The organism is Hyphomicrobium sp. 1Nfss2.1 (assembly GCF_965243865.1).
Classification (GTDB): Bacteria; Pseudomonadota; Alphaproteobacteria; order Rhizobiales; family Hyphomicrobiaceae; genus Hyphomicrobium_A.
Window position 1 is genome coordinate 533,981 of record NZ_OZ251603.1, and the last position, 26,503, is coordinate 560,483.

The 26,503-nt window shown below is 62.5% G+C and carries 25 protein-coding genes; 12 read left to right on the forward strand and 13 right to left on the reverse strand.

The features are described from left to right. Positions 1–29: 29 nt before the first annotated feature. From ypfJ to ACP15D_RS02705, 3 genes are all read right to left on the reverse strand, one after another. A complete protein-coding gene (gene ypfJ, locus ACP15D_RS02695; protein ID WP_424956027.1) occupies positions 30–1,013 on the reverse strand; it encodes a KPN_02809 family neutral zinc metallopeptidase in 984 nt (327 codons plus the stop codon). 141 nt (positions 1,014–1,154) lie between these two features. Further along, on the reverse strand, positions 1,155–2,564 hold the full coding sequence (locus tag ACP15D_RS02700) for a malonyl-CoA decarboxylase domain-containing protein (protein WP_424956028.1): 1,410 nt from the start codon (positions 2,562–2,564) through the stop codon (positions 1,155–1,157). A gap of 109 nt (positions 2,565–2,673) precedes the next feature. Next, complete coding sequence (locus ACP15D_RS02705) at positions 2,674–2,976, reverse strand: putative quinol monooxygenase (RefSeq protein WP_424956029.1); 303 nt, start codon at positions 2,974–2,976, stop codon at positions 2,674–2,676. An 80-nt stretch (positions 2,977–3,056) separates the two neighbouring features. On the opposite strand from ACP15D_RS02705, the gene ACP15D_RS02710 reads away from it, so the two are divergent. Next, positions 3,057–3,548, forward strand: coding sequence for a hypothetical protein (locus ACP15D_RS02710; RefSeq protein WP_424956030.1), 492 nt, complete (start codon positions 3,057–3,059; stop codon positions 3,546–3,548). A 23-nt stretch (positions 3,549–3,571) separates the two neighbouring features. Here ACP15D_RS02710 and ACP15D_RS02715 read toward each other — a convergent pair whose 3' ends face one another. Beyond that, positions 3,572–5,344 (reverse strand): outer membrane beta-barrel protein, encoded by a 1,773-nt coding sequence (locus tag ACP15D_RS02715; RefSeq protein ID WP_424956031.1) that lies wholly within the window; start codon positions 5,342–5,344, stop codon positions 3,572–3,574. Between the two features lie 135 nt (positions 5,345–5,479). On the opposite strand from ACP15D_RS02715, the gene ACP15D_RS02720 reads away from it, so the two are divergent. Continuing rightward, positions 5,480–5,950: a lysozyme inhibitor LprI family protein gene (locus tag ACP15D_RS02720; RefSeq protein ID WP_424956032.1), complete on the forward strand. Its 471-nt coding sequence runs from the start codon at positions 5,480–5,482 to the stop codon at positions 5,948–5,950. Between the two features lie 26 nt (positions 5,951–5,976). On the opposite strand, the gene efp is transcribed toward ACP15D_RS02720, so the two are convergent. Then, positions 5,977–6,546: an elongation factor P gene (gene efp, locus ACP15D_RS02725; protein WP_424956033.1), complete on the reverse strand. Its 570-nt coding sequence runs from the start codon at positions 6,544–6,546 to the stop codon at positions 5,977–5,979. Between the two features lie 180 nt (positions 6,547–6,726). On the opposite strand from efp, the gene epmA reads away from it, so the two are divergent. The 3 genes from epmA (at position 6,727) to ACP15D_RS02740 (ending at position 8,982) form a co-directional block, all read left to right on the forward strand. Beyond that, a complete protein-coding gene (gene epmA / locus ACP15D_RS02730) occupies positions 6,727–7,773 on the forward strand; it encodes an EF-P lysine aminoacylase EpmA (RefSeq protein WP_424956034.1) in 1,047 nt (348 codons plus the stop codon). 48 nt (positions 7,774–7,821) lie between these two features. Continuing rightward, positions 7,822–8,112, forward strand: coding sequence for a winged helix-turn-helix domain-containing protein (locus ACP15D_RS02735; RefSeq protein WP_424956035.1), 291 nt, complete (start codon positions 7,822–7,824; stop codon positions 8,110–8,112). Positions 8,113–8,232: 120 nt separating this feature from the next. Further along, positions 8,233–8,982, forward strand: coding sequence for an SDR family NAD(P)-dependent oxidoreductase (locus ACP15D_RS02740; protein ID WP_424956036.1), 750 nt, complete (start codon positions 8,233–8,235; stop codon positions 8,980–8,982). A 94-nt stretch (positions 8,983–9,076) separates the two neighbouring features. On the opposite strand, the gene ACP15D_RS02745 is transcribed toward ACP15D_RS02740, so the two are convergent. After that, a complete protein-coding gene (locus tag ACP15D_RS02745; protein WP_424956037.1) occupies positions 9,077–9,841 on the reverse strand; it encodes an outer membrane protein in 765 nt (254 codons plus the stop codon). A gap of 200 nt (positions 9,842–10,041) precedes the next feature. Between ACP15D_RS02745 and ACP15D_RS02750 the strand changes: the two genes are divergently transcribed. Next, positions 10,042–11,127: a lysine-2,3-aminomutase-like protein gene (locus tag ACP15D_RS02750; RefSeq protein ID WP_424956038.1), complete on the forward strand. Its 1,086-nt coding sequence runs from the start codon at positions 10,042–10,044 to the stop codon at positions 11,125–11,127. A gap of 62 nt (positions 11,128–11,189) precedes the next feature. Here ACP15D_RS02750 and ACP15D_RS02755 read toward each other — a convergent pair whose 3' ends face one another. Next, complete coding sequence (locus ACP15D_RS02755; protein ID WP_424956039.1) at positions 11,190–11,300, reverse strand: DUF6980 family protein; 111 nt, start codon at positions 11,298–11,300, stop codon at positions 11,190–11,192. Positions 11,301–11,455: 155 nt separating this feature from the next. Between ACP15D_RS02755 and ACP15D_RS02760 the strand changes: the two genes are divergently transcribed. The 3 genes from ACP15D_RS02760 to glk all read left to right on the forward strand — a co-directional run bounded on the left by ACP15D_RS02760 (position 11,456) and on the right by glk (position 15,808). Next, on the forward strand, positions 11,456–13,603 hold the full coding sequence (locus tag ACP15D_RS02760; RefSeq protein ID WP_424956040.1) for a molybdopterin-containing oxidoreductase family protein: 2,148 nt from the start codon (positions 11,456–11,458) through the stop codon (positions 13,601–13,603). A gap of 184 nt (positions 13,604–13,787) precedes the next feature. Next, positions 13,788–14,690 carry a hypothetical protein gene (locus tag ACP15D_RS02765; RefSeq protein ID WP_424956041.1) on the forward strand — a complete coding sequence of 301 codons (903 nt, stop codon included), beginning with the start codon at positions 13,788–13,790 and terminating at the stop codon, positions 14,688–14,690. A 137-nt stretch (positions 14,691–14,827) separates the two neighbouring features. Further along, on the forward strand, positions 14,828–15,808 hold the full coding sequence (glk, locus tag ACP15D_RS02770) for a glucokinase (RefSeq protein WP_424956042.1): 981 nt from the start codon (positions 14,828–14,830) through the stop codon (positions 15,806–15,808). 13 nt (positions 15,809–15,821) lie between these two features. Here the strand turns inward: glk and nadE are convergent, their stop codons facing one another. The 6 genes from nadE to ACP15D_RS02800 form a co-directional block, all read right to left on the reverse strand. Then, entirely contained in the window at positions 15,822–16,841 is a 1,020-nt protein-coding gene (gene nadE / locus ACP15D_RS02775; RefSeq protein ID WP_424956043.1) for an NAD(+) synthase, read from the reverse strand. After that, positions 16,842–18,395: a class I adenylate-forming enzyme family protein gene (locus tag ACP15D_RS02780; RefSeq protein ID WP_424956044.1), complete on the reverse strand. Its 1,554-nt coding sequence runs from the start codon at positions 18,393–18,395 to the stop codon at positions 16,842–16,844. 35 nt (positions 18,396–18,430) lie between these two features. Continuing rightward, on the reverse strand, positions 18,431–18,706 hold the full coding sequence (locus ACP15D_RS02785; protein WP_424956045.1) for an acyl carrier protein: 276 nt from the start codon (positions 18,704–18,706) through the stop codon (positions 18,431–18,433). Between the two features lie 19 nt (positions 18,707–18,725). Beyond that, positions 18,726–20,735, reverse strand: a complete 2,010-nt coding sequence (gene asnB, locus ACP15D_RS02790) for an asparagine synthase (glutamine-hydrolyzing) (protein ID WP_424956046.1) — start codon at positions 20,733–20,735, stop codon at positions 18,726–18,728. Positions 20,736–20,761: 26 nt separating this feature from the next. Next, the gene (locus ACP15D_RS02795) at positions 20,762–21,814 is read right to left on the reverse strand and encodes a hypothetical protein (RefSeq protein WP_424956047.1); all 1,053 of its coding nucleotides are present in this window, start codon (positions 21,812–21,814) and stop codon (positions 20,762–20,764) included. Positions 21,815–22,266: 452 nt separating this feature from the next. Further along, positions 22,267–23,241 (reverse strand): SH3 domain-containing protein, encoded by a 975-nt coding sequence (locus tag ACP15D_RS02800; protein WP_424956048.1) that lies wholly within the window; start codon positions 23,239–23,241, stop codon positions 22,267–22,269. Positions 23,242–24,010: 769 nt separating this feature from the next. On the opposite strand from ACP15D_RS02800, the gene ACP15D_RS02805 reads away from it, so the two are divergent. From ACP15D_RS02805 to ACP15D_RS02815, 3 genes are all read left to right on the forward strand, one after another. After that, entirely contained in the window at positions 24,011–24,403 is a 393-nt protein-coding gene (locus ACP15D_RS02805; protein ID WP_424956049.1) for a YbaN family protein, read from the forward strand. Positions 24,404–24,541: 138 nt separating this feature from the next. After that, positions 24,542–25,486 carry an antibiotic biosynthesis monooxygenase gene (locus tag ACP15D_RS02810; protein ID WP_424956050.1) on the forward strand — a complete coding sequence of 315 codons (945 nt, stop codon included), beginning with the start codon at positions 24,542–24,544 and terminating at the stop codon, positions 25,484–25,486. A 200-nt stretch (positions 25,487–25,686) separates the two neighbouring features. After that, entirely contained in the window at positions 25,687–26,499 is an 813-nt protein-coding gene (locus tag ACP15D_RS02815) for a uridine kinase (protein WP_424956052.1), read from the forward strand. Positions 26,500–26,503 lie beyond the last annotated feature (4 nt).

Sequence of the window (26,503 nt, forward strand, 5' to 3'; positions counted from 1 at the left end):
TCAGCCGGACAACTTTCTTCGACCGAACATCAAAGATCGTTCGTATTGAAGGTATCGCACCGGGCTATATCGCCGCCTGCGAGGCCCTGCTTAAACCAGCGCACCCGCTGTGCCGAGCTACCGTGCGTGAAAGCGTCGGGCACGACCTGCCCCTGAGTGCGGCGCTGAATCATGTCGTCGCCGATCTGGCTTGCCGCGTTCAGCCCCTCCTCGACATCACCCGGCTGCAACCGGTTCTTCACCTGATCATTGAGGTTGGCCCAGACGCCCGCGAGGCAATCCGCCTGCAGCTCCATGCGCACCTGCAGCGCGTTGGCGTCCTTCTCGCCAGACTGCATCTTCAGTTCCTGCACCTTGTCCGCGATGCCGAGCAGCTTCTGCACGTGATGACCCACCTCGTGCGCGATGACATACGCCTGGGCGAAATCACCAGGCGCGTCGAACTTGCGCTTCATCATGTCGTAGAAGGTCAGGTCGATGTAGATCTTGCGATCGAGCGGACAGTAGAACGGCCCCATCTGCGATACGCCGGTGCCGCAAGCCGTGCGCGTTGCGCCGCTGAATAGCACCATCTGCGGTTCGCTATAGCGACGCCCGAAGCTCGTGAAGACCTTGCCCCAGACATCTTCCGTGTCAGCCAGCACCTGCGACACGAACCGCTTCATGTCATCTGGAGTGCTGACCTGCGTCCCGCCCGGCAGTCCGGGAATGTCAGGCCCGCGGCTTGCCTGCCGACCCGGCGTCTTCGGAACCTCTGTCTGCGGCATCTGCGGAACATCCGGGAACTGCCCCTCCTTGAGCAGGTCCAGCGGATTGATCCCCAGGAACAGCAAGATGACGCCGATGATCACCAGCGTGCCGAGGCTGATGCCGCCCCCGCCACCGATCGGAATCTGGATGCGCGTGCCATCGCCGCCGCCGCGAAACCCGCCAGGAAAGCGAAACGACGGCCCGCGCTGCCCGCGGCGGTCCTCGACGTTGTTGCTTTCGCGATCCTCATCACCATAGCGCATGGCGCATCTCCGGCTGTCTCGACGGTTCTGACACAATCTTGCGTACAGCCGCCGTCAGGCTGATCGCGGCCCGCATTGTGCCCGTTCCCCACGACGAGTGACAAGTGGCGGTCGTGGAACCGGGCTGGAATACGGCAGAGCTTAGCCTTCTGCTTTTTCTGGCTGAGGTGCGGGCAGCGCGGCCTGCGTGGCTACATCGCCAGCCAGCGCGCGCATCTTCGGCTTGAGCTTCAAGAGGGCCCGCACCGCGCGCGAAGCCGCTACCACGCCGGAATTCGCGTAGTCCTCATGGTTGCTCTCGATCTCCTTGGGATCGTAGCGATAGTTCACCATCAGGCCCCAGGCTTCGCGCAGACCCTTCTCGGAAGGATCGCCCAGGAAGTTGATGCGCTCGAGTCGCGCCCCGTTTCCGAGGTGGAACCGCGCCACCGGATCGACCGGGCGTCCATCGAAGCCCTTGGCTGCCAGAAAATAATGCGCAGCCAATCCCATCATCGACGCCTCGATTGCCGCCTGCTCGGCTTCGGCCGTCCCGTTCGGCCAGTCCGACCGCTGAATTGCTTCAAGCAGCGCCTGAGCCTCGTCCGCGATCGGGTGGTTGTCCTGCTTGGCCGCCTTGTCGAGCCATGCAGCGAACTGCGGCACCGGCGAGAGCGTGACGAAATTCTTCAGACTTGGCGTTTCCCGCATCAGTTCCTCGACCACCTGCTTCAGCAGGAAGTTGCCGAACGAGATGCCTTTGAGCCCCTCCTGGCAATTGGAGATCGAATAGAACACCGCCGTCGTAGCCGGTTTGCCTGGCCCTTCCGCGTGCGGCTCCTCCAGAACCACCCCGATGGCATCAGGAATATCGCGCAGCAGCGCTACCTCGACGAACACCAGCGGCTCGTCGATCAGCGAGGGATGGAAAAACGCAAAGCAGCGCCGGTCCGTAGGATCGAGACGCCGCCGCAGGTCGTCCCAGCCCTGTATCTCGTGCACCGCCTCATATTGGATGATCTTTTCCAAGATCGCCGCCGGCGTGTTCCAATCGATCCGCCTGAGGACCAGGAAGCCGCGGTTGAACCACACGTAGAACAGGCGTCGCAGATCTGCATCGACCGGCACCAGCGAGGCTTCATCGCGCAGCAGCCGCAGAAGATCGCGCCGCATCCCGACGATCTCGGGCGTCGCGCCGGGCGTCAGATGCAACCGCCGGAAGAACTCCATCCGTGGGCTTTCCAGCGCCTTCTGCAGCTTTGCCATACTGGCGTCTGACGGCGACTCCAGGTGCTCACGCGCAGCTTCCGCCACCAAGGCCGGATCCGGCTGCATGTCGCGCGCAAGAAACCGGAAGAAGGCCAGTCGCTGCTCGGCGTTGAGCTGGGCGTAGCGGTCGAGCACCGCCCGCGCGATGGCGACGCCCGACGCTTCGCCGCGCCCCGATAGCAGCGCTGTCGACAACTCCTCGATGTTTTCGCTGCCGGCGTTTCCGAACAGCGCCTTCGGCAGCAGCGATCGGCCTTGCTCGGCAACCGAGCTCAGCAACTCTTGGAGAAACGAAACGTTCAAAAGTCTGGTCCTTCTGCCTCGGACTGGAAAGCTGAAGATAGCCCGATATTACTACCGGCGAGACTGCAGCACGTGCGCACACACGTAACGCTCAGATCGCGCTTTCCGCTCAAATGTCTTCGGAAAGACTGACAGCCTCATAGGTGAGCACGCGTCGCGATTTTACCCAGGGGTCCGTGATGGTCCGGAAATCGGCATAGTGCGGCAGCTCGCGGTGAGCCAGATAGGCCGCTTCGTCGGCATAGATCTGGTACAGCAGGAACGCTGCCCCCTCTATCGGGTCCGCGCAGATGTCATACCGGTGACAGTTCTCCTCGCTCTCGCGGCAGATCCTTGCATGACGAAGCAAGGCGTCGCGCAACTCCTCCTTGCGTCCGGGCTCCGCCTCCAGAAAGACGACCACCACCAGCATTTGCTTCCCCCCATGACGCCCGTTAACCCTTCGTAAACCTCTTGCGCTGACATTTCATTAACCATCGCATGGGGCTGCTTATGGACAGTTTTTCTGGCTGCGACCGCATGACATCGAGCCTCTCGGAGGCCCGAAACGATACCGGCCGTACGGCCTTCTGCGGTCCATACGTCTTATCCGCCATCACCGGCTATCCGATCTCCAAGATCGAGGACGCCATCCGCTTTGAGCGCAACGCGCCACGCAAAAGCGTCGTCAAAGGCACCGGTGCCGACGAAGTCGGCGCAGCGCTCGCCCAGTTCGGCTACGACATGACGCTGAAGGAGACGTTCATGGCCAAGCCGCGCAAGGAGCGGCCGACGCTCTGGACGTGGATGCAGAAGCCGCGAAACGTCTGGACCCACTACATCCTCGCCGTGCACAAGGGCAAGGAAGGTCACTGGATCCTCGTGAAGGGCGTAAAGATGTGCGACACCTACACCGAAGGCCGCTGGACCTTCGTGTGCGACGGTCCCCATCGCGGCGCGCGCATCATGGAAATCTTCGAGGTGAGAAAATCCCTCGGCGCCTGACACATCACGCCGGGGACTTCCCACTAGTCGAACTTATAGGTGACTTCGCCGAGGATACCGAGACGCTCGGTCTCCATCTTCACGTTCGCTTGGGGGGTCGGCGTCTTGAATGAGTTCGAAGAATCGAACACCCGCGTCGACTGGGCGTCAGTCGTCCACATCGCCCAGTAACGGCCGCCGACACCCACGCTCCACCTGTCAGTCACGTCATACGCCAGCATCACCTCGAGCTGCGTGCCGACACCGTGCCCTTCCAGCGGGTTGGTGCTGGCGAGCATGCCCGAGTTGCCGGCGTAGTGATGATCCACGGCGTTGACCGACACGTACGGCAGATAAGCGGCGTCTCCAATGAGCTTCAAGCCGGGAGCGAGATAAAACTCCGCCGTCGCACCAAGCCGCACAGATTGCCATTTCGCCCGCTGCGTAATGACCGGATACCCGGTCGCGGGCAGGGATCCACCGACATCAGCTCCGAACGGCCCGGCCTGGTTGGCAAGTTGCTGCACACCGTACGCGTCATAGCTTTCAGCGTAATAGTTGTATCCCGCATACGTACCGAAACGATACCGCGACGACCGCCACCAGTCGTATCCGACGTCGACCGTGCCGTACCACGGAATGCTGCCGTCGATCTGGCTCAGCGTGTTCGTATAGGGGATCCGCTCCTTGACGCCAGGAGATACGTCACGGTCGCCCTCGATGTTGAAGTCCTCATCGTTCATGTGACCGCCGGTGACCGAACCGCCACCAAGAAAACCCTTGGCGAAGAGGTTCCACGGAGCCGTGAGACGCCCGGTGACCTCACCCGTGCTGGCAGTCAAATCGTCATACGTGAGCCTCGATACCAGCGTGTAGCTTGGCACGGGCGCGAACCTGTACTGGCCCAGATCGTACTTATGACGTCCCCAGCTGTACCAGTAGCGGCCACCGACTTCGAAGCCATAGGGGCCAGTCGCAGCCAAAGGCTGATCCTTGAGAGAGCCGAGCACCGGTTCTACAGGTTCCCGCGCGTTCCCTCCAAACCGGTAGTTCAAGCCCAGCTTGAACAGGTGCATGTCCTGCGACAGATGCCCCTCACGCGCCGGCACGGTCTCGATGGCAGCGCCCGTCCCGCTCATGTACTCGCTCGGCAGCAGCGAGATCGCCTGCTTGCCGAAGTTCGCGTAGTCGTACTCCGCCTTGACCGACCAACCTCCGCTCAGCGCTTGCTCCGCGCCCGCGCCGAGCGTCCAGCCCCATTGATTGAGGTCGGAATGCCGGCGCGTGAACGGATTGCCGTTGGCGCCCCGCTCAGAGTCATTGGTGATCAAGCTCACACCACCCGAGGACCAGGCAGCGCCGCCCTTCCCGTAGATGAGACTTTGCCCTTCCGGACCCAGCGCCAAGCCAATGCGACCCGTCAGACTGCCGAAGGCGTTGATACCGACCTTGCAGTTGGAATTGATGAATTGGCCAGACAGCGACGAGCACGTGCTCGTTCCTTCCACCTGCGGAAAGGCAACGTCGGCTTCGACACCATAGACCACCATGCCCGACTGATAGTTGTATCCGACCTGCCCGCCCGCAAACGCGCCCGTCGCCACGTTGGGATTGCCGAAGATCGTCGAGCCGCGTGGGTCATCGACGTCGCTGAAGGCGCCAAGCCCACCCAGTTGCGCGCCGACATAAAAGCCAGTCCAGGAGAACGGGGCTGCCACGGCGACCGCACCTGCGGGCTCACCGTCGGCCCGCGCCCACGTCGCTGGAATCGCCAGCAACACCGCAACCAACGCCCTCAAGACGCCTCTACGCGGCATGCCTCACCCCACCAATTTTATGGATCTTGCTAGCTCGGCGCTGACGCTAGTTGATTCGATGAACGACGCTCAACAATTTGGAAGTCTCCGCGCGCTAAAGCATGGGCAACGAGTAATCGCGCGGGGATCTGCAAAGTGGCTCTGAAATATCTGGCAGCAGCACTGCTCGGCTTCTTGGCGGTGAGTTCCGCTGCCAACGCCGACGACCTCAAAGAAGTCGTCACGTGCGTGGAGACCGAGAACGGCGCCAACCGCGATGCCCATGGATGCATCGGACGCATCGCCGACGCCTGCACCAACACGCCCGACGGGCAATCGACGCAGGGCGAGGTCGCCTGCGCTCAGCAGGAAACCAAGGCTTGGGATGCGTTGTTGAACGAAGAGTATGCGGCACTGCTCAAGCTCATGAAGCCCGAAGCAGTGGAAGACATCCGCAAGGCCCAGCGCATCTGGCTCACGTCGCGCGATGCCGATTGCCGCGTGCCCTACTACTTCTACGAGGGCGGCACGATCGTCGGCATCATCGGCGCGCGCTGCGAGCTTGAGCACACTGGCGATCGCACACTGCTCATCCGCTCCTGGCGCCGCATGGCACAAGGAGAGTGATGAACACCGAGCAGGCTGCTATTTGATCAGTCTTTGGCGCGTTCGACGTACGAGCCGTCGGCCGTCATGATGACGACGCGAGTGCCGGTGCCGATATGTGGCGGCACCATGATGCGCGCGCCGTTCGCAAGCTTGGCCGGCTTATAGGACGACGACGCAGTCTGCCCTTTGACAACCGGATCAGCCTCGACGATCTCCAGCGTCACGCGCTGCGGAAGTTCGATCGCGATTGGAACGCCCTCGTGCAGCGACAGCGTGCACGTCATGCCTTCCTGCAGCCACTGCGCCTGATCACCGACGACGTCCTTCGACACCGTGATCTGATCGTAGGTTTCCGGATGCATGAAGGTGAAGCCGGTGTCGTCCTCGTAGAGGTAGTTGTAGTCCTTCTCTTCGAGGTAGGCCCGCTCCACCTGGTCGGTGGTACGGTAGCGCTCGGTCACCTTCACGCCATCGGCGATGCGGCGCATCTCAAGGTGCGTAACGGGCGTGCCCTTGCCGGGATGAATGTTCTCGGCGTGAATAACGACGGCGAGCTTGCCGTCCAGATCCAGCACATTGCCCTTGCGCACCGATGAGGCGATGACCTTGGCCACTGACTTCTCCATTGAAAGGGGACCGGCGCCGGCGCTTTGGCGCGCTCGCGAACGGCCGAAAAGGGGAAAGCTCGGCGCTCTCATACCCTTTCCGGGGCCAAAGGCCAAGCAGGCCCTGAAGCTGGCCCGCCACAACCCCCACGGCTATGGCACCCCCACGACTTGCTCTAGAAAGGGCCAATGAGCACCGACCAGCCATGGTGGACCAGAAGCGTCCACGCCGACCGCCGCCCCTTCCTCCTTGCCCGCAACCGCATCAAGGCCGCCCTGCGCGACTGGTTTGCAGGGCAGGACTTCATCGAGGTCGAGCCCGGCTGCCTGCAGGTCTCTCCCGGCAACGAGATGCATCTGCGCGCCTTCCGCACCGAGTTGCTTGCGCCTGATCTCTCCCAGCGCACCCTCTACCTGCACACCTCGCCTGAGTTCGCCTGCAAGAAGCTTCTCGCAGCCGGCGAGGAACGCATCTTTGCCTTCGCCCCGGTGTTTCGTAATGGCGAACGCGGCGCCCTGCACGCCCCCGAGTTCACGATGCTCGAGTGGTATCGCGCGGGATCTCCCTTAGCCGTAGTCATGGACGACGCCATCGCCCTGCTGCGCACGGCCGCCAATGTGACTGGAAGCCGGCTCATCTCCTGGCGCGGCATCACCTGCGATCCCAACGCCGAACCCGAGCGGCTGAGCGTCGCCGAGGCGTTCTCGCGTCATGCCGGCATCGACCTCATCGCAACGCTCGGCCCCAACGAGAACGATCGCAATGGCCTCGCCAACGCAGCCGACGCGGCCGGCGTTCGACCGCACGATGACGATACGTGGGCCGACATTTTCGCCAAGGTGCTGACCGCCCTCATCGAGCCAAAGCTCGGCATCGGCCGGCCAACCTTGCTCATGGCTTATCCCGCAAGCGAAGCCGCGCTAGCCCGACCGATGTCGACCGATCCCCGCCTTGCCGAGCGCTTCGAGCTATATTGCTGCGGCGTCGAGCTGGCCAACGGCTTCGGTGAATTGACCGACCCTGAGTTGCAGCGCCAGCGCCTCACTGAAGAGATGGATCGCAAAGAGGAGCGCTACGGAGAGCGCTATCCCGTCGACGACGATTTCATCGCCGCCCTCGCCGAAATGCAGCCGGCATCCGGCTGCGCACTCGGCTTCGAGCGCCTGGTTATGCTGGCGAGCGGCGCGACCAACATCGACCAAGTGGTCTGGACGCCGCTGCCGCGCGATCCTTGATCCGGCCGCCCTCCTGGACTTTGCCAATCGAACCGCCATATTTGCGGCATGTCCAATCCGCGCGACATCACCCTCAGCGACAAACAGTTTGCGCTCATCGCCCGCGCCCTCGCCGAACCGCGCCGCTTCCAGATCCTGGAGCAGATCGGCGCGCAGGATGGGTTGCCGTGCGTGGCGCTCCACGCCAAGCATGACGTCACCGCCGCGACCCTTTCCCACCATCTGAAAGAGCTCGAGACCGCGGGCCTCATCGATGTCACGCGCACCGGTAAGTGCATGAGCATGACCGTCAACCGTCCCATCCTTCGCGCCTATCTCAGCCGTCTCTCCAGCATCTGAATGGGCCAAGCCGAGTGCCCGGACGATTTGGTGGTCGCCGCCCTTGATATCTCCGCACCCATACTTAGATGATCGTCGAAATTAGACAGTTATCTAACTATTACAAACGGGAGAAGTCATATGGGCAAGCTGCAGAACAAGGTCGCGGTCGTAACGGGAGCATCAAAAGGCATTGGCGCCGCCATCGCCAAAGCCTTTGCCGCTGAGGGCGCTTCCGTCGTGGTCAACTACGCTTCCAGCCGCGATGGCGCCGACAAGGTCGTATCCGAGATCGCCGCCAATGGCGGCAAGGCGCTCGCCGTCGGCGGGGACGTCGCCAAAGCCGCAGACGTCAAGGCGCTGTTCGATGCCGCCAAGCAGGCGTTCGGAAAGATCGACGTACTCGTCAACAACGCCGGCGTCTACGCCTTCGCACCGTTGGAGGACGTCACCGAAGAACAGTTCCACCGGCACTTCAACATCAACGTCCTCGGCCCGATCTTGACGACGCGCGAAGCCCTCAAGCATTTCCCGGCCGAAGGCGGATCGGTCATCAACGTCAGCTCCGTCGCAGCCTTCAACCCGGTCGCCACCGCATCCGTCTATTCCGCCACCAAAGGCGCGCTCGACACGCTGACCCAGGTTCTTTCCGTCGAGCTTGGCCGCCGCAATATCCGCGTCAACTCACTCAGCCCCGGCCTGATCGAAACAGAAGGCACCCACGTGCTCGGCACAATTGGTGGCGACTTCGAGAAGCAGATCGTCGATCGCACGCCGCTCAACCGCGTCGGCCAGCCCGACGACATCGCCCAGGCCGCGGTATTCCTTGCCTCCGACGCCGCGCGTTGGGTGTCCGGCGAGCGCCTTGCGGCAGCCGGCGGATATCGCTGAACAATAAAAAGCAGGTGGCCGGCACAATGGCAGACCACCTGCTACACCCCCGATCAGCTCGCCTGCCCTCACAAGAACAAGCCGATGGCGACATCTATTGCCCGAACTTCACCCCGCCGAAGCGGTAGTTGATGCCCGCCCGCACGAGGCTTCCGTCCGTGTCGACGCTCCAGGTATTGGCGCCGATGCTGCCACCGGAAGGGGTCGTGAGCGAGATCGAGCCAAGGTCGTAATAGAGATATTCGACTTTCGCGGTCCACGCCGAGGCGCCGTCGATGGCAATCTCCAGACCGCCGCCGATCGTCCAGCCATTGCGGAACGAAGAGTTTGATGCACTCACCGTCGGCGTCGTGCAGAAGACCTCGCAGGCCTCCAGAACCGAAACCGTTGTGTCGGCACCCAGATAGCCGCCGGTGACATAGAGCATCCAGCCGTTCACTAACACGCCGAGACGCCCACGGATGGTCATGTAGAAACCGGCGTCCGTCGTCGTCGACGCGTCATAGCCGAACGGAACGTAATACCCGCCGGTTCCGGCAAGGCCGAGATTGCCGAGGTCGCCCTCGATGCCGTAGACCACCGGGCCGAGCTGCCAGTTGTAGCCGAGCGTTCCGCCCACGACGAGGCCGCTGGGCGAATAGCTCCAGGAATCATCGAGCGTGACGCCGGTGTTGCCAGTGGCGGTGGAGCTGCCCCAGGTGCCGCCGAGGTGCGCGCCGATGTAGAAGCCGGTCCAGCTCGTCGCCGCGGGGCTATAGGTGGGAACGTAGTCGTAAGGTGCGCCGTCGCTCAGCGCCTGCTCGGCAGCCCCGACCAAAGAAACGCACGCAACGAATACTGAGAGTAAATGACGACGCATCAACGCCTCCTCGTAATCAACCGACTGAAGAAACGCATGCACCAGATGGCGCCATCGGTACGCGAAAACGAGGAAGCGGTCGCCGCGTTATCCCCGAGTGTCCCCGCTATCAACAGCGGCCAGAGCGAACTTCCACCACTGTTGCCCGCCCGGCACGCTATGATCGGGCCCACGCCGAAACGTCACATCGGGGAGCTGTCATGACCGCATTCCGCCGAACTTTGACGACCATCGACGATCTCGCGGACGCAGGATTCATCCCGCAGGATCGCGCAGCAGCCCTTGTCGATGTCGGCGAGCAATACGCGGTCGCCATAACGCCAGCCATGGCGCAACTCATCGACCCCGCCGATGTGGCAGATCCCATCGCCCGCCAGTTCATTCCCGACGCGCGCGAGCTGGATCGCCTTCCAATCGAAAACGACGACCCCATCGGCGATGGCCTGAAAAGCCCCGTGCGCGGCATCGTCCACCGCTACCCTGACCGCGTGCTTCTAAAGCTCGTCAGCGTCTGCCCGGTCTATTGCCGCTTCTGCTTCCGCCGCGAGATGGTGGGCCCTGGTAAGAGTGCAGCGCTCTCGGAAGCAGACCTTGCCGTAGCCCTCGATTATATCCGCGCACACTCCGGGATTTGGGAGGTCATCCTCACAGGAGGTGATCCGCTCATTCTATCGCCGCGCCGCGTCGCCGAGATCACTTCAGCGCTCGGCGAAATCCCCCACGTGAAGGTGTTGCGCTGGCACTCGCGCGTCCCCGCCGTCGCGCCCGAACGCGTCACGCCACAACTCGTCGAAGCGCTCCGCGCATCCTCGAAGGCGGCCTTCATCGCGCTCCACGCCAACCACCCGCGTGAGCTGACAGCCGCCGCGCGCGAAGCATGCGCGCGCCTCATCGACGGCGGCATCGCCCTCGTCAGCCAGAGCGTGCTCCTCAAAGGCGTCAACGACGACGCCGACACGCTCGAAACCCTGATGCGCACCTTCGTCGAGATGCGCATCAAGCCCTATTATCTCCATCACGGAGATCTGGCGCCCGGCACCGCCCATCTGCGCACGACGATCGCGCACGGCCAGAACCTGATGCGTGAATTGCGCGGCCGCCTCTCTGGACTGGCGCTGCCGACCTACGTCCTCGACATTCCCGGCGCGCACGGAAAAGTCCCGATCGGCCCTCAATATATCGGGGCCGATGCCAGCACGGAGTTCGTCGTCACCGACCGGACCGGAACCGAGCACCACTATTCGGATTGCGCGCCGCCTGATCGCCGGCGCGCCACGCCGCGCTGAGAAATCTCTCAGGCGTCGGGTCATCGTCACCGGCCACGGCATCGACCTCATCGAACCAGCGATCACGCTGACTGTGCCGGGATCCCGTATTCGTCGAATATCTCATTGTAGACGATAAGCACGTCGGCGCAGCGGAAGGGCTCCGCGTGCTGATCGCAGACAAAGCTCAGCAACGCTCATCAAACCCCTTGCCATCCCAGGCAACAGCCCTTGCACCCCCGCGTCGTTCGATGCCAAACTGTCGCAATAAAGCTGACCACCGTCACCGCGATGCTTAGGCCGCGGCAAGACGGGGCGCCAAAAAGGAACCCTTGGGGAGGAAGCCTGAATGAACGAGCAGACGAAGCGGGAGAGCTTTTTCGGCGCCTGCCCGCACGACTGTCCCGACACCTGCGCCATGATCTACGAGGTTGACGAGGGAAAGCTCGTCAACGTCAAGGGCAACAAGGACCACCCCATCACCCGCGGCACGCTCTGCGTGAAACTCAAGGACTTCCACGACCACCACCATAACCCCGACCGCGTGCTCTATCCGCTGCGCCGCGTCGGCCCGAAGGGTTCCGGCCCCAACGGCGGCAACACCTTCGAGCGCATCACCTGGGACGAAGCCATCTCCGAAATCGGCCGCCGCTGGCGCGAGACCATCGCCGAGTACGGCGCCGAGGCGATCATGCCGCAAAGCTATCTCGGTAACATGGGGCTTGTTCAGGGCATCAACTCCGGCGACCCATTTTTCAATCGTCTCGGCTCGACCGTGAACGAGAAGACCTACTGCACGTCGGGCTCCTCCTCTGCATGGCTGCTCACCTACGGTCCGACCGGCGGCGTTGATCCAGAGAGCTTCGTCCACTGCAAGTACATCGTGATCTGGGCGTGCAACTCCATCTCGACCAACCTGCATCACTGGCCATTCGTGCTCGAGGCACAAAAACGCGGCGCCAAAGTCGTCGTCATTGACGCCTATAAGTCACGCACCGCGAAGGCGGCCGACTGGCACATCTGTCCGCGCCCCGGCACCGATGGCGCACTCGCCATGGGCATCATCAATTCGATGATCCAGCAAGGTCTCGTCGACCAGGAGTACGCCGACAATTACGTGCACGGCTTCCCTGAGCTGAAGGAGCGCGCTGCGGACTTCACGCCGGAATACGTCGAGGACGTCACCGGCGTAAAAGCCGCGGACATCGCGAAATTCGCGCGCGAGTTCGTAACCAGCCAGCCGTCGGCCATTCGCATCGGTGTCGCCATCGAACGCTCGGCCGGCGGCGCACAGGCAGCCCGCGCTGTCTACGCCATCCCCGCGCTCGCCGGCTCGTGGCGCCACGTCGGCGGCGGCATGCTGCAGCTCCCGTTGTGGGACTTCCCCGTCGATTGGGTAAAGGCGGCACGCCCCGATTTCATCAAGCCGGGTACGCGCGTCGTCAACAACCTGCGTCTCGGCCAGGCACTCACCGGCGAGATGAAACTCGATCCGCCCATCAAGAGCTTGTTCGTCTTCTGCACGAACCCCGTCAGCCAATCACCCGAGACCAACAAGATCGTCGAGGGCTTGAAGCGCGAGGATCTCTTCACCGTCGTCGCTGAACACTTCATCAACGACACGGCGAAATACGCCGACATCATCCTCCCCGCCGCGATGGCGGGCGAAGCCGAGGACATGATGTGGTCCTGGGGGCACTTCTACTTCACCTACAATCAGAAGGCCGTCGAACCGCCGGGCGAGTGCAAACCAACGAGCGACATGTGGCGCCTTTTGGCGGCGGAGATGGGCTTCGACGATCCCGTCTTCAAAATGACCGACAGCGAGCTGTGCGAGGCTTACATCAATTGGGCCGACCCGAAGATGGGCGGCATCGACATGGAGTATTTCAAGCAGCACGGCTACTACAAGATCGATGTCGGCTCATGCGACACGCGCACGCCGCACGCTGAGGGCAAGTTCCCGACGCCATCCGGCAAGATCGAACTGCTGCTGCACGATGCCCGCAACTTCGTCGCCCCGCCGTTCCGCGCCATGTACGAGGCCGAACAGGACGGGACACTGCTCGATCCGCTTCCCGGCTATCAGCCTGTGCGCGAGTCTCCGCAAACCAATCCGGAACTCGCCAAGCGCTTCCCGCTCAACATTATCTCGCCGAAGAGCCACGCGTTCCTCAACTCGTGCTACGCCAACGAGCCGCACAAGATCCGCATCCAGGGCGAGCAGTTCGTGATGATCTCGCCCACCGACGCTGCCACGCGCTCGATCCGCGAGGGCGATCCGGTGCGCGTTGCCAACGACCGTGGCTCGTTTGAAGGCGTTGCGCGCGTCACCGAGGACGTGAACCCTGGCATCGTCGTCGCGACGCTCGGCTACTGGCGCCAGCTCAATCGCTCGGACGGCTCGGTCAACTCGATCTCATCCGATGCGTGGTCGAACATCGGCCGCGCGCCAACCTATTCCGACAATCTCGTTGAGGTCACTCGCGTCAACTGACGCAGTTGGAACGCCGACATTCGAGGGCGTCGCGGTGTTGCCGCGGCGCCCTCATTTTATTGGCCTGAGTGATTCGACATCGTGTCCTGGTTGCGCGTCTACCGAATCTCAACCTATTAACGAATTATGAACAGCATTTTCCCGGGTGAGAGTTTCGCGTCCCCTGGCCGATTGGGGCACAACGATGCGGATCGCGAGCCGGACACTGGTGGCTGTGGCCGTCTGGGCCTTCAGCTCCTTCGCCACGTTGGCAGGAGATCTGCCTGCCATCTCTAGCATCAACGGCAAGATCAGCGCCGAAGGCGGCGCCTTCGATGACAGCGGCGCTGGCATCGCATTGGGCACCCTCGGCGTGCCGCTCGGACATTACCTCGGCCTCCAGGCTGACGGCGCCATCGGCACCATAGACGGCGAAACGATGGGCGGCGGTGGTGTGCATCTCTTCACCCGCGATCCATCGAGCTATCTCTTCGGCATCTACGGCAGCTATCACACCTGGGATTCGATCGACATCTGGCGCCTCGCCGGCGAGGCCGAACTGTACCTGGGCCGTTTCACGCTTTCCGCTCTCGCCGGCTATGAGAACGTAGACGTCCCGAGCCTTTCCGACGGCCTCGAGGTGCTGACGACCGACGACAAGCACTTCTTCGGTCAATTCGACGCCAGCTACTACGTCACCGACGACCTCAAGCTCTCAGCGGGCTATCGCTACCTGAACGAGTCGAGCTTCGGCGCTGCGAGCGCCGAGTACCTTATCCGCGGATTTGAGGTTCCCGTCTCGCTGTTCGCGCGCGGCTATTACGGCGATGGCGACTACAACGCCGTCACAGGTGGTCTCAAAATCTACTTCAGTGACGATCCCAATAAGTCTCTCATCGACCGCAACCGCCGCGACGATCCAGAGAACTACCTGCCTGTGTTCCCAAAGCTTGCAACCAACGCCTCAACACCGATCTGCAAAGTTGGTGCGCCAGCTGATCAGACATCGAGTAGCAATTGCATCTGTCCGTCCGGAACGGTTCACGCGGGCGGCCATCCCCAATTCATCCCCGTGCTGAATAGGTATTTCTGCGGCACGCCAGCGTAGACAATGGCCTTTCGCTGCATCGCAAAATGGCCGCCCACAGCAATCTAGTCCTCGTCGCAACACCACTCCGCGTCTAAGAGTTATCCATCGCGTGACGGTGGCCCTTGCTACTTGACCCTTCGTCGCTGCAGGTTAGCGTGCCGCTCCATCTGGGTGACGAATTCGAGTTCATGACGGTTTATCTTGTCGGAGACATCGGCGCCACCAATGCGCGCTTTGCATTGGTTGATGCCAAAGGCAGCCTGATCCGCGCCGCTGATCTGCTCTGCCGCGATCATCCGACTATGGCAGACGCAATCGAGCGCTACCTTGCATCCGTTGATGGCGCGGCTCCCGCGCGTGCTGTCCTCGCCGTAGCGACGACACCTCGCGGCGACAATGTCACTTTCACCAACAATCCTTGGGCCTTTTCGATCAGCGAGCTCGCCGCGCAGCTAGGTATTTCCCAGCTGAACGTCATCAATGATTTCCACGCCAACGCACTTGCGCTTCCCCATCTCGCCGACACCGATGTTCTGAAAGTGGGCAGCGGCGAACCGGCTAAACAAGCACCGATGGCCGTGCTCGGTCCTGGTTCCGGATTGGGCGTCAGCACGGCGGTCTATGCTTCAAGTCGCTACGAGGCCATCGCGGGCGAAGGCGGCCATGTCACCATGGCGCCCGCAGACGACCGCGAGAGCGCCGTGCTCAGCGTCCTGCGCAAACGCTTCGGACACGTCTCGGCCGAGCGCGTTCTCTCGGGTCCCGGCCTCGTCAATCTCTATCGCGCACTGTGCGAGATCGACGCGAAAGCTCCCGACGATCTCACGGCCGAAGACGTCACCAAGGCAGGGGCATTAGGCGCCTGTGACTATGCCGGATTAGCAATCGACATGTTTTGCGCCATGCTCGGCACCGTAGCCGGCAATCTCGCCCTCACTCTCGGCGCGAGAGGTGGCATATTCATTGCTGGCGGTATCGTGCCGAAGCTGGGTGGCACTTTTGCCCGCTCGCAGTTCCGCGATCGCTTCGAGGACAAGGGCCGCTTTCGCGACTATCTCGCCGCTATCCCCACCTACGTCATCACCCGCCCACATGCGGCGCTTGTTGGCGCTGCACGCCTGCTCCACGAAGAGTAGCCGCCACAGCGCCTCAGGCGACCAGCGCGCGCCCGTCATCCAGCGGTTCAATCAACAGCGGCGGCTCGTGTAGATAGCGCGTGGCGCGGCGCTTGGCTTCGATGTCCTTCCACACCAGCAACACCTGCGCTTCCGTCAGCTCGGCGGTGCGCGCAACATCTGCTGCGGGCACGCCGTTATCCAAGCCGAAGAGGCAAAGGTCCATCTGCTGATAGGGCAGCGCGAAGTAGAACTCTTCCTGCGTCTGAGCCAGCGACCAGGTATCCGTCGTCGGCGGGCGGCTGCAGATTTCGGCTGGGACGCCGAGCGCCTCGGCAAGCCGATACACTTGCGTCTTGTAGAGATGCGCAATCGGCTTGAAGTCGGCAGCGCCGTCACCGTTCTTGACGAAGAAGCCCTGGTCATACTCCAGCCGGTTCGGCGTGCCTGACACGGCATAGTTCAATCGGTCGGCGTGATAGTATTCCAGCTGCTTGCGCGTGCGCTGCTTCATGTTCGTGGCCGCAACGATGCCCTGATACACCGACAGCGGCATGCGCATCTCGCGGCGCTCACCCGATGGCGACTGCACGACGAGTTTGGTCAGACTGTAGCTGTTTCCGTGCAGCGCATTCGACAGCACCACCTTGCAGCTCCAGTCCGCGGCGTACTCCGGCACGATCTCGCGGATCGCCGCATCTCGCCGCTCATAGCAGCCCGATGCCGCCAGCGTCGGCGCGATGTCTTCGACAACATGACGAATGCCATACGTCTCGGCAACGAGCCGACCCAGTCGCAAGCTCTCTGGATCGGAATCCTTCTCCGGCATCAGCACCGCCAGCACATTGGCAGCACCCAGCGCCTCGACGCATAGCGCTGCTGTCACGCTGGAATCTATACCCCCCGAAAGCCCCACGATCGCGCCCCGCCGGCGCAGTCGCCGCTGCACTTGTTCGCGGATGCCTTCCGCGATGCGTGCGACGGCCACATCGGTATCGAGACGCATCGCCTCGGCAGAGAACTCACGCGCTTTGGTCAGATCGAACAACGGCATCTAGGCGTTTCCAGCTTGAGCTTCGGCAACAAGGCGACGGCTGATCTTCCCCGAATCCGTCTTCGGCAACGCAGGCCGGAACTCGACGAACTTCGGGACCATGTAGTCTTCGAGGAACCGCGCACAGTGGCGCACGATGTCGACCTCCGAGAGCTGCGCACCGAGCTCTGGCGCGACCACCGCCTTGATCGCGCTGCCGAGAATCGGATCGGGCACGCCGATCACTGCGACCTCCGCGACACCCTCGAGCGCATAGATGATATTCTCGACTTCCTTCGGCGCCACTTTCTCGCCGCGCGACTTGATGATGTCGTCCTTGCGCCCGACGAAATATAGGAAGCCTTCCTTATCCGTGCGGAACAGGTCGCCAGTATGGAGCACGCGCTCCCAATCATGCGGTCCTGGTCGCAGCGCTTGCGCCGTCGCTTCCGGGTTCTCCCAATATCCCTTCATCACGTGCGCGCCGCGGATCACCAGCTCGCCAACGACACCCGGCGCCACACGCACGCCCCGGTCATCCACCACGTAGGCTTCTGTACCCGGAATTGCGATGCCGACCGACGTAATTCGCCTCTTCAACTCGGATGGCGGCAGCCACGTGCAACGCTTGCACTCCGTCAGCCCGTACATCGAATAGAGCGCCACGTGCGGGAACAGAGCCTGCAGTCGCTCGATGTGGGATGGTGGAAGCGCTGCGGCCGTGTTGGTGATGTAGCGCAGGTGCGGCAGCGCGCCGGCTTCGAGGTTGCGCTGAGCAATGAGGATCGCCGCCATCGTCGGCACCAGCGGCAGGCCCGTCACTTTCTCTTCGGCCGCACGCTGCAGGATCACCTGCGGGAACGCGAACGACTTCTCCAGAACCAGCGTCGCACCGACCTTCACCGCCATCAGCACCTGATAGAGACCGTAATCGAACGCGATTGGCAGCACGTTCAGAATGATGTCGTCGCTCGTGTTCTCCAGATACGTCGTGATCGACGCCGCCGCCGCCATGACGTTCTGATGCGTCATCATCACGCCCTTGGGGAACCCCGTCGAGCCCGAGGTGTAGATGAGCATCGCTAGGTCGATGTCGATGCCGGGCGCTGCCTTCAATAGCTCCAGCGACGGAGCGGCCAGCGTATCGCCCCAATGCACGAAGTCAGCGTGCGACGGCGCTGCATCACCATCCGCAACAACCGTCACCGAGACGGAAGGCGCGCCCACCACTGCATCCGCCGCGACCAGTACGCCCCTCTGTTGCGTGATCAGTGCCTTGGCGCGGCAGTTGTTGAGAATGAACGTGAGCTTGTCGACCTTCGTCGAAGGATTGACCGGGCAGAACACCGCGCCGGCCTTGAGCACCGCAAAAATTGAGACAACCGCTTCGACGCAATTGTCCAGGAAGAGGACAACCCGATCGCCCCGGTCCACACCGCGGTTTACCAAGCCCTGCGCCAGCTCGTCTGACAAATCGTCGAGCTGACTGTAGGTGAGCCTGCGCCCCTGTGCGACCAGCGCCGTCTTGTCTGGGAGCCGCGTTGCACTTTCGCGCAGGAATTCCTCAAAGCGCATCGCCTACTCCCTCGTCCCTGTTTCCCCGGTCGTCTTTACGCGACCTGCGCCGACGGCTGCGCCAATTGCTTGCGCGCGACATACGCAGTGATCTGGCCGATGGAATCGAGGTTCTCCGGCACGATCTCTTCGTCGTTAACGACGATGCCGAACTCGCTCTCGAGAAACGACACGAGCTCGAGAATACCCGTGGAATCGATCAGCCCGGCGCCCAACAGCGATTCATCATCTCCGAGCCCATCGCGACCTTCACGAAAAAGAAAGCTCGTTTCCACGAACTCGCGCACTGCCTGCTTTAGATGGTTGCTCATGCCTAACCCACTCACTGATTTACGCATTGCCCTGGGCGACTGAAGCGCCGCCGCTGAAGGCTTCAGAAGCCGACGTAGCAACGCTCATGCCACGTCTTCCCCGCGCGGGCTTCGTAAACGTCTCGTGCCAGACCTGCGTCGACAGGATGCCGACGAACGCCAGGTTGTCCCTAAACCCTGTCGACGGCAGTTTCTCGCATTTGGTAACGAGACGTCCGACCAGCTTGCTGTCGAAATATCCGGCCGCATCGAGGTTCGCGGGCGACAAGTGATCGAGCACGGTAGCCGACACGCGCGAGCGCAGAAATGCGCGGCTTTCCGGCGCGCGATACGGCTGCTTGGTACGCTTGGCGATCCCTTCCGGCAGCATGTCCGTGACGCTGCGCCGAAGGATATGCTTCTCGGTCAGGCCCTTCAGCTTCAACCGCGGTGGTATGCGCGAGGCAAGCTCGATCAGCCGATGGTCGAGGAACGGGAACCGCCCTTCGACCCCGTTCGCCATCGCCACCCGGTCGCCCTGCGAGGAAAGGATGTACCCCGGCAGCAGGTACGCGCTCTCCAGATATTGAGCCTGCGACAGCGGATGCCAGCGTCCGAACTCGGCGGGCAGCTGGTCACGCAGATCGGCAAGCGCATCATAGTCGCCGATGCTCGCCCGCAGATCCGCCGAGAAGAAGCCCTTCGCCGCGGCGCTGGTGCGGAAGCGCGGCAGATGCGAATAGAGCGGATCATCAAGCGCGTCCTGGCTACCAAAGAACGCTTCCAGATACCGCTGCGATTGCCCCTGCAAGCGGGGCATGTACGGATAGAGCTTGCGCAACAGCAGCGGCCGCAGCCGCGATCCTGGTTGCGCCGCGCAGAACCGCCGTACCTTCGCTTCTTTGAATACATCGTAACCGGCGAAAACTTCGTCGGCGCCCTCGCCCGTCATCACAACCTTGATACCGTTCTCAGACACCAGTCGAGACAGCAGCAGCATCGGCGCCGGCGCCGTCCGCATAATCGGACGCTCCGTATGTCGGATCAGCTCCGGCAGCGTTCCCGCGATATCGTCGTCCCGGCAATACGTAACCGAATGCCTCAGCCCCAGCGCCGCGACCATCTCCTCCTGGAATACGCTCTCGTCATATTCCGGCGTCTCGAAGGCCACGGAGAACGAGCGAAGCTGGTCGGGCACGAACTTCCCAATCGCCGCGGTGGTAATGGATGAATCGAGCCCGCCACTGAGATAAGCGCCAACCGGAACATCCGCGCGAAGGCGGATGCGCACGGCGTCTAGCAGCATCTCACGCACTTCTTCCGTCAACCGCGCCTCTTCCCGAGCCGACACCGGACGATCCTCTACAGCATCGGGATAGGAGAACTGCCAGTAGCGGCGCGTCGTGACACCATCGCGCGATGCGATCATCACGTGTCCCGGCGGCAGCTCGCTGATGCCCTTGAAGGGCGTGCGCGGTGCCAGCGGAAACCAGAACGTGAACATCTGATCGAGTGCTATAGGGTCGAGCGAGGCATCGATGCCCGGCAACTCGAGCAGCGCCTTCACCTCTGACGCAAACGCGATTCCGCGATCGCGCTGCGCATAATAGAGCGGCCGAACACCGACGCGATCCCGCGCCAGCATCATCCGCTGCCGCCTCTGATCCCAGATCGCGAATGCGAAGTCACCATTGAGTGCTTCGACGCAATCCGGTCCGCGCTCCTCGTAAAGGTGCACGATCACTTCGGTGTCGGAGCGCGTCTTGAAGACGTGTCCGCGCGCAATCAGCTCCTCACGCAGCTCTACGTAGTTGAATACTTCGCCGTTGAACGAGATCCAGACGGTGCCGTCCTCGTTGCACATCGGCTGGCGCCCACCCCCAACGTCGATGATGCTGAGCCGCGCATGCGCCAGACCGACATCTCCATCGACGTATGTGCCGTTCCCGTCAGGCCCGCGATGCTGCAGCGTCTCGATCATGCGCGACAGCAGCGCACGCGCTTCCTCCGGTGCCACCGGCAGTCCGAAGTATCCAGCAATTCCACACATCCGAGAGCTCCACCGCCACGCGGCCGTTACGCAAAACTTCCACCGATGAGACGAAGCCACGACTCGCCTGCAAGCCCCGTCATCAGCGAGCGTGCACCCTGCACCTCGCTGAGCAGCGACTTGTCGCGAGCATGAATGACTGTCGCGGCGCCGTGATAGAGAAGACACCGGCGCGACACGAGCGCATCGAACAGCCCAGGCTCCGCGCGTCCACGCACCCCGACGCAGCCAAGGCCGGCGGCAGTGCGCAAGAGACTGTCGATCGCCAGCCCCGCGGCGTTAGGTTCGGCGAGAACCTGCAACACGCGCGCGATATCTCCGCGCCGCGCGTGAAACAGATAGCAGGCAACCGGCTTGTCGCCGCGCCCGTAGACAATGCGCCGATGCAGCTCGCCATAACGCTCCTTGCTCTCGGCATGAGCGAGCAACCGCGGCAATGCCGGCAACTCCCAATCCGGGCGCAATTGATAGCTGCCGCTCAGCAGCTGGATCGCGTCGAGCACCTCGCCGGTCGTCGCCGGAACATCGCGCGCCCACCGCGTCTCTGTCTCATCGAGCGAGGCAAAGCCAGCAGACGACGATGTCAGGCGATCAATCACGGAGCCCAGCGGGCGTAGCGCTCGGAACGGCCGAAACGATGCACCCGCCGCCGCGACGCAAAAGCCCGCAGGACGCAGCACCTTGAGCCAATCGAGACTGGCCGCAGTAATGCGTTCGCCGCCAACGCGCTCCCACATGCGCTGCGAAATGCCGTTCGCCGTTTCGCTGAACGAGAGGTCCTGCGGCCCCGCCAGATAAGCCCGCAATAGCCGCGCCCCAGCCGTCGGGTGATCCTCCGGCCGATCGACCATCATCGAGCCGGCAGCTGCCGCTTCGATGATCCGGCCGCCCAGCATCATGCGGCGCGGCCACACGCCGATGAACCCGCGCACGACGCCCTCCCGGTCGACGAACACACGCGAGCGCGGGTCCGCACCGTCACCCTCACTATCGAACAGGACGTCCTCGAAATAGGAGGAGAGCGAAGACTTGGAGGGCGCGCGCCCCTTCATGAAGATACGCGCGAACATTTCGGTCACGGCCGGAACATCCCCGCGTCGGACAGCGCGAATGACCTCACTCATGGACTGGATACTCTGCCTACAACCGACCGAAATTGACGCTTAACACACGCATGCGAGCGCACGTCCCAAACTGGGGCGCCGCCTGTCCCAGTCTCCACGCACGCACGAGCCGTTTGGCACCCAATTCTCAGCAACTGCATAACCCGGACCATCTGACGGCCAGGCACACTTCGCCGCTTAGTCGAGGGTGGTTCGCCAAGTCTTGATAATTTGAATACGCGAATTAACGACGATGGGGCGCATCCCAACGACGGCATATGAGCACAACGCCATATTCTACGGGCATTTCGAGCGCATGGAGCGCGCCAGCCATCGACTGAGAAGGATTAGTCGAGGCCAACCATTTTGGCGCGCATGCTTACCAATGGATTAAGCAGATCGTGCCGCGCGAGCGCGGCACACAAAGGCTAGTGCCGCGATGGGGCCGCCTGGCTGATATCTTCAGCGAGATAGTAGCGGTTGACCCAACCCTTGAGCCGCCCATGTCGAATAGGGCACCAAAGATCGCGGCAAGCGCCGACGATCATCACGCCACGACCGCGGGCGGGTATCGCGCCTACCGCCTGATGATATTCGGAAGGCCCGCTGCGCACGTTCAGCATGTCGCCGTCCACGACGCGCGACACCCGGAACGTCCCAGGCGAGATCGATGACGTCGACACAGCCGATGCTTCGGCCAGATCGTCACCGGTGGACTTGCTCGGCTTGACTATGTTCGTTGCTGGCTTCTTCCGCGTGCTGGGAACTTTCGCAACACGGACGGTCCGCGGCGGCTCCTTGAGCTTCGGAGGCGGCGGCGCAATCGCCACTGCTTCTCTCGTCGGTTCCACCCGCGTGCGGACCGGCGCGACTGGCTGAGCTGCACGAGCCCGCTCGTCGAAGGAAACGTCAGCCACATCCGCCGCACCAACGCGCATCTTTTCAACGCGGTCAGCAGAAGCCGTCTGCACCTTCTTCGGCTTCTCGACTGCAGGGCTCGCCTTTGCGACGATCGCGGTCGGAGACTCGGTGATGGTAGCTGTGCCGCTCTCGCCGCTGTTCTCCTGCCAGTAAACCTTGCTGCCGTCCCGCTGCAAGGAAATGCAGCGCGCCTTGGCGTCGAACCAGCGGAACCATTTCACGCAAAGCTGGTCGGACTCGGTCCACCAGCGGCCACGATCCTTCATGGCGCCAAGCGTAAGACCCAGCGCGCCAGCCTCGCCGGAAACGATGCCGTTGCCCTCGACCTTGACCGGAATGGAGATACGCAGCGGCGTATCGATCTCGAGCACCGCGCCCGGCTGCATCACGTGCTCGATATCCGCACTGGTCATGCGAACCGGCTCGGCCGCCGCAACGCCGAAGCTGCACAACAATCCCGCAACCGTGACCCACCGCAACATCACTTCTCCCAGGTGCCCCCTATGGCACCCTTAATGAAATGAGAAAGTGGCGAGAACCCGGTTGGCACTGCCGTGGTTTCTCCCCACAAAAGGCATGCCTATGTCATCTCTGCCTGCTCACCCGTTCGTGGGGGAGCAATGCTCACCCGGGGAAAGAAGGCCGAGTGCTACGTCGAGCAACACGCGACACACCTTGTCTCAAATCCCAGCATCCTCTGTAACCATTAAAGAGTGGTGGCAAAGGCTTGCCTGAACCCTGCGGCCGAGAAGCTGATCTAGACGTCAGAGTCGATATTGACGCCCCGACAAAAGAATACTCACGTAGTATAGTATTCACGTTTGAGCGCAGGACGCGATAAGGTCCAAGGCTGATCTGACGAGGACGTCATATGACTGGAGAAGCTATTGCCGACGCTCCCACCGGGCGCCGGCAGCGCCTCAAAAAGGCAACCGCGGCGGCGCACCAGCGCATCGACGCCCGCATCATGCGGCAGCACGCTTCGCCTCTCGCGAGCGCTACGGCCTCCTTCTCAAGGTCCAACACGCCTTTCACCGCGACATCAACGACCTCTATCATCAGCCTGAGTTGCAGAGCACATTCGACGCCCTGCTGGGCACGCCCCCACTGCCATCGCCCAGTATCTCGCCGATCTCCATCCCCGCTTAGAGCATTAGGTGAGTTGATGATGCCGCTTCCAAGGACAGCCCCGGCCTCACAGCCAGAGACCGTCACCTGAGGGGTCCCCCGCAAAGGAGCAACGTGAGACAGATGGGGCGCTACCTCTACTTCAGTCTCGGATGTCTGTTTGTGGCTTTGGGAATTATCGGCGCCATGCTGCCGGTGATGCCCACGACGATATTCCTCATCCTCGCCGCTGGATGCTTCGCGCGATCCTCTCCCGCCTGGGAGCGCTGGCTGCTCGAGCACCCGCGCTTTGGCCACACACTCCGGAGCTGGCGCGAAGAAGGAGCCATACCCCGGCGCGCAAAATTTCTCGCCTGCGTCGGCATGACTGTCGGGCTTGTGCTCTTCTATATCGGCGCCCATCCAGGCCCGCTCCTGCTTGCCACCGTCGCCAGCGTCATGATCGCCTCCGGCATCTACGTCCTCTCGCGCCCCTTGCCGACGCCTCGCAGCTCGCCGCCGAGATCGAACGACTGACGAGACTCTCCCACGGTCCCACGCGCCGCTTGCCTACTGGCAAACCCCGCGTCACGTTCGACACGGCCTCGCGATTCGCCGAGCCTTCCGAGAACTGCGCGTGAACGAGCGTATTCACCGAAGGGAGCCAGACCGAACGTGAGTCCCACGCCTTCGACGCTCCTCGTCTGTGCGCGCATCCTTCCCGGCCGCGAAACCGATTTCGCGCTGTGGCAGGCACGCTGGCAAAGCGCGCTGCTGACGGCATCCCACGCTGTAAGCGCCGAGCTCTGGCCCACATCGCCGCCCGATCAGCTCGAAGCCGTAGCCCTCGCGCGCTTCAACTCGCTCGACGCCCTGCGCCAATGGCGTCACGGCGACACCAACCGTAAGCTCATCGAGGAAGTGATCCCCCTTGTCGAAGCAGGCCTCGTCATGCAGCTCGTCGGACGCGCCGCGGCCGAATACGCCGTCGTCAACGGCGTCAGCATGGTCGTAACCACGCGTCTGAAGCCGGGCCGAGAAGGCGCCTATCGCGTGTGGGCTAATCGCATGCAGAAGCTCCAGGCAACGTTTCCCGGCTTCCTCGGCTCGTTCGTTCAGCCGCCGCTAAAGGGCGAACTGGACTGGACCACGGTCCTTCGCTTTGACACTGCTGCAAACCTGGAGCGCTGGCTTAAGTCGGACGAGCGCGCGTCGATGATCAACGAGAGCGCAGATTTCGTCGGCGATTTCCACGTCTCGCGCGTCGACACTTCCTTCCCAGGTTGGATCCCCAACGACCCCGCAACCGGCGCTCCTCCCAGTATTTGGAAAACCGCCTGCCTCGTCCTGCTCACGCTCTTTCCGGTTGTCATGCTGGAAATGCGGTTTTTGAATCCGCACCTCGAACACCTCAATCCGGCGCTCCGCACCTTCATCGGCAACGCCATCAGCGTCGGCCTCACCACCTGGCCGCTGATGCCGCTGGCAATCCTCGCCTTTCGCGGCTGGCTCTATCCGGAAGGCTACCCACGCTGGATGAAGTGGGCGATGCCGCCAGCGCTCGTCGCAGGCTACCTGATCGAGATCATTCTGCTTTGGAATCTTATTGCGCCAGCCTGAAGCAATGTACCGCTGCCCAGAATATGGGCGCGTGCAGCGGCGCGTGCGACGAGAAACTCAAGTGCAATAAGCTGCAAAATCATCGACCCACTTCGGCGATCTCTCTATGCTTCCCGCCAAACGCTAGCACGCGCTCTTTAGCTCCGACGCCAGTTCGAGCGCCCCTTGGATGCTCGCGGAACTGATACCGAAGGACCACCATGGTTGAGACGATGACGCAGCTCGACCTGCTCCTCTCACAGCGATCGCTGAACGACGAGCAGCTCCAGGCCGCAGCGGAGAAAGCAGCGGACTATCGCATTCTGCCCGACGCCAACGTGATCAAGATTGGCGGCCAAAGCGTCATGGACCGCGGTCGCTCCGCCGTTTATCCGCTCGTCGACGAGATCGTCGAAGCCCGCAAGCAGCACAAGTTGCTGATTGGAACAGGCGCAGGAACAAGAGCCCGCCACCTCTATTCGATTGCTTCAGAGCTCAATCTCCCCGCCGGCATCCTCTCTCAGCTCGGCGACTCGGTCGCCGACCAGAATGCAGCCATGCTCGGTCAGCTTCTCGCCAAACATGGCATCTCGGCCGTCAGCGCCGCCGGTCTATCCTCCGTGCCGCTCTTCCTGGCAGAGGTGAATGCCGTGGTCTTCAGCGGCATGCCGCCCTACTCGCTTTGGATGCGCCCCTCTCGCGAAGGTGTCATTCCGCCCTATCGCACCGACGCGGGCTGCTTTCTCGTCTCCGAGCAGTTCGGCTGCAAGTCAATGATCTACGTGAAGGACGAGAACGGCCTCTACACCGCGAACCCCAAGACCTCCAAGGACGCCACCTTCATTCCCAAAATTTCCGTCGACGAGATGAAAGCGCGCGGCCTGCACGACTCCATCCTCGAGTTCCCCGTCCTCGACCTCTTGAAGGCCGCACGCCACATCCATCAGGTGCAAATCGTCAACGGCCTCGTGCCGGGCAACCTGACCCGCGCCCTCGCCGGCGAGCACGTCGGCACCATCATCACCGCGAGCTGAACAG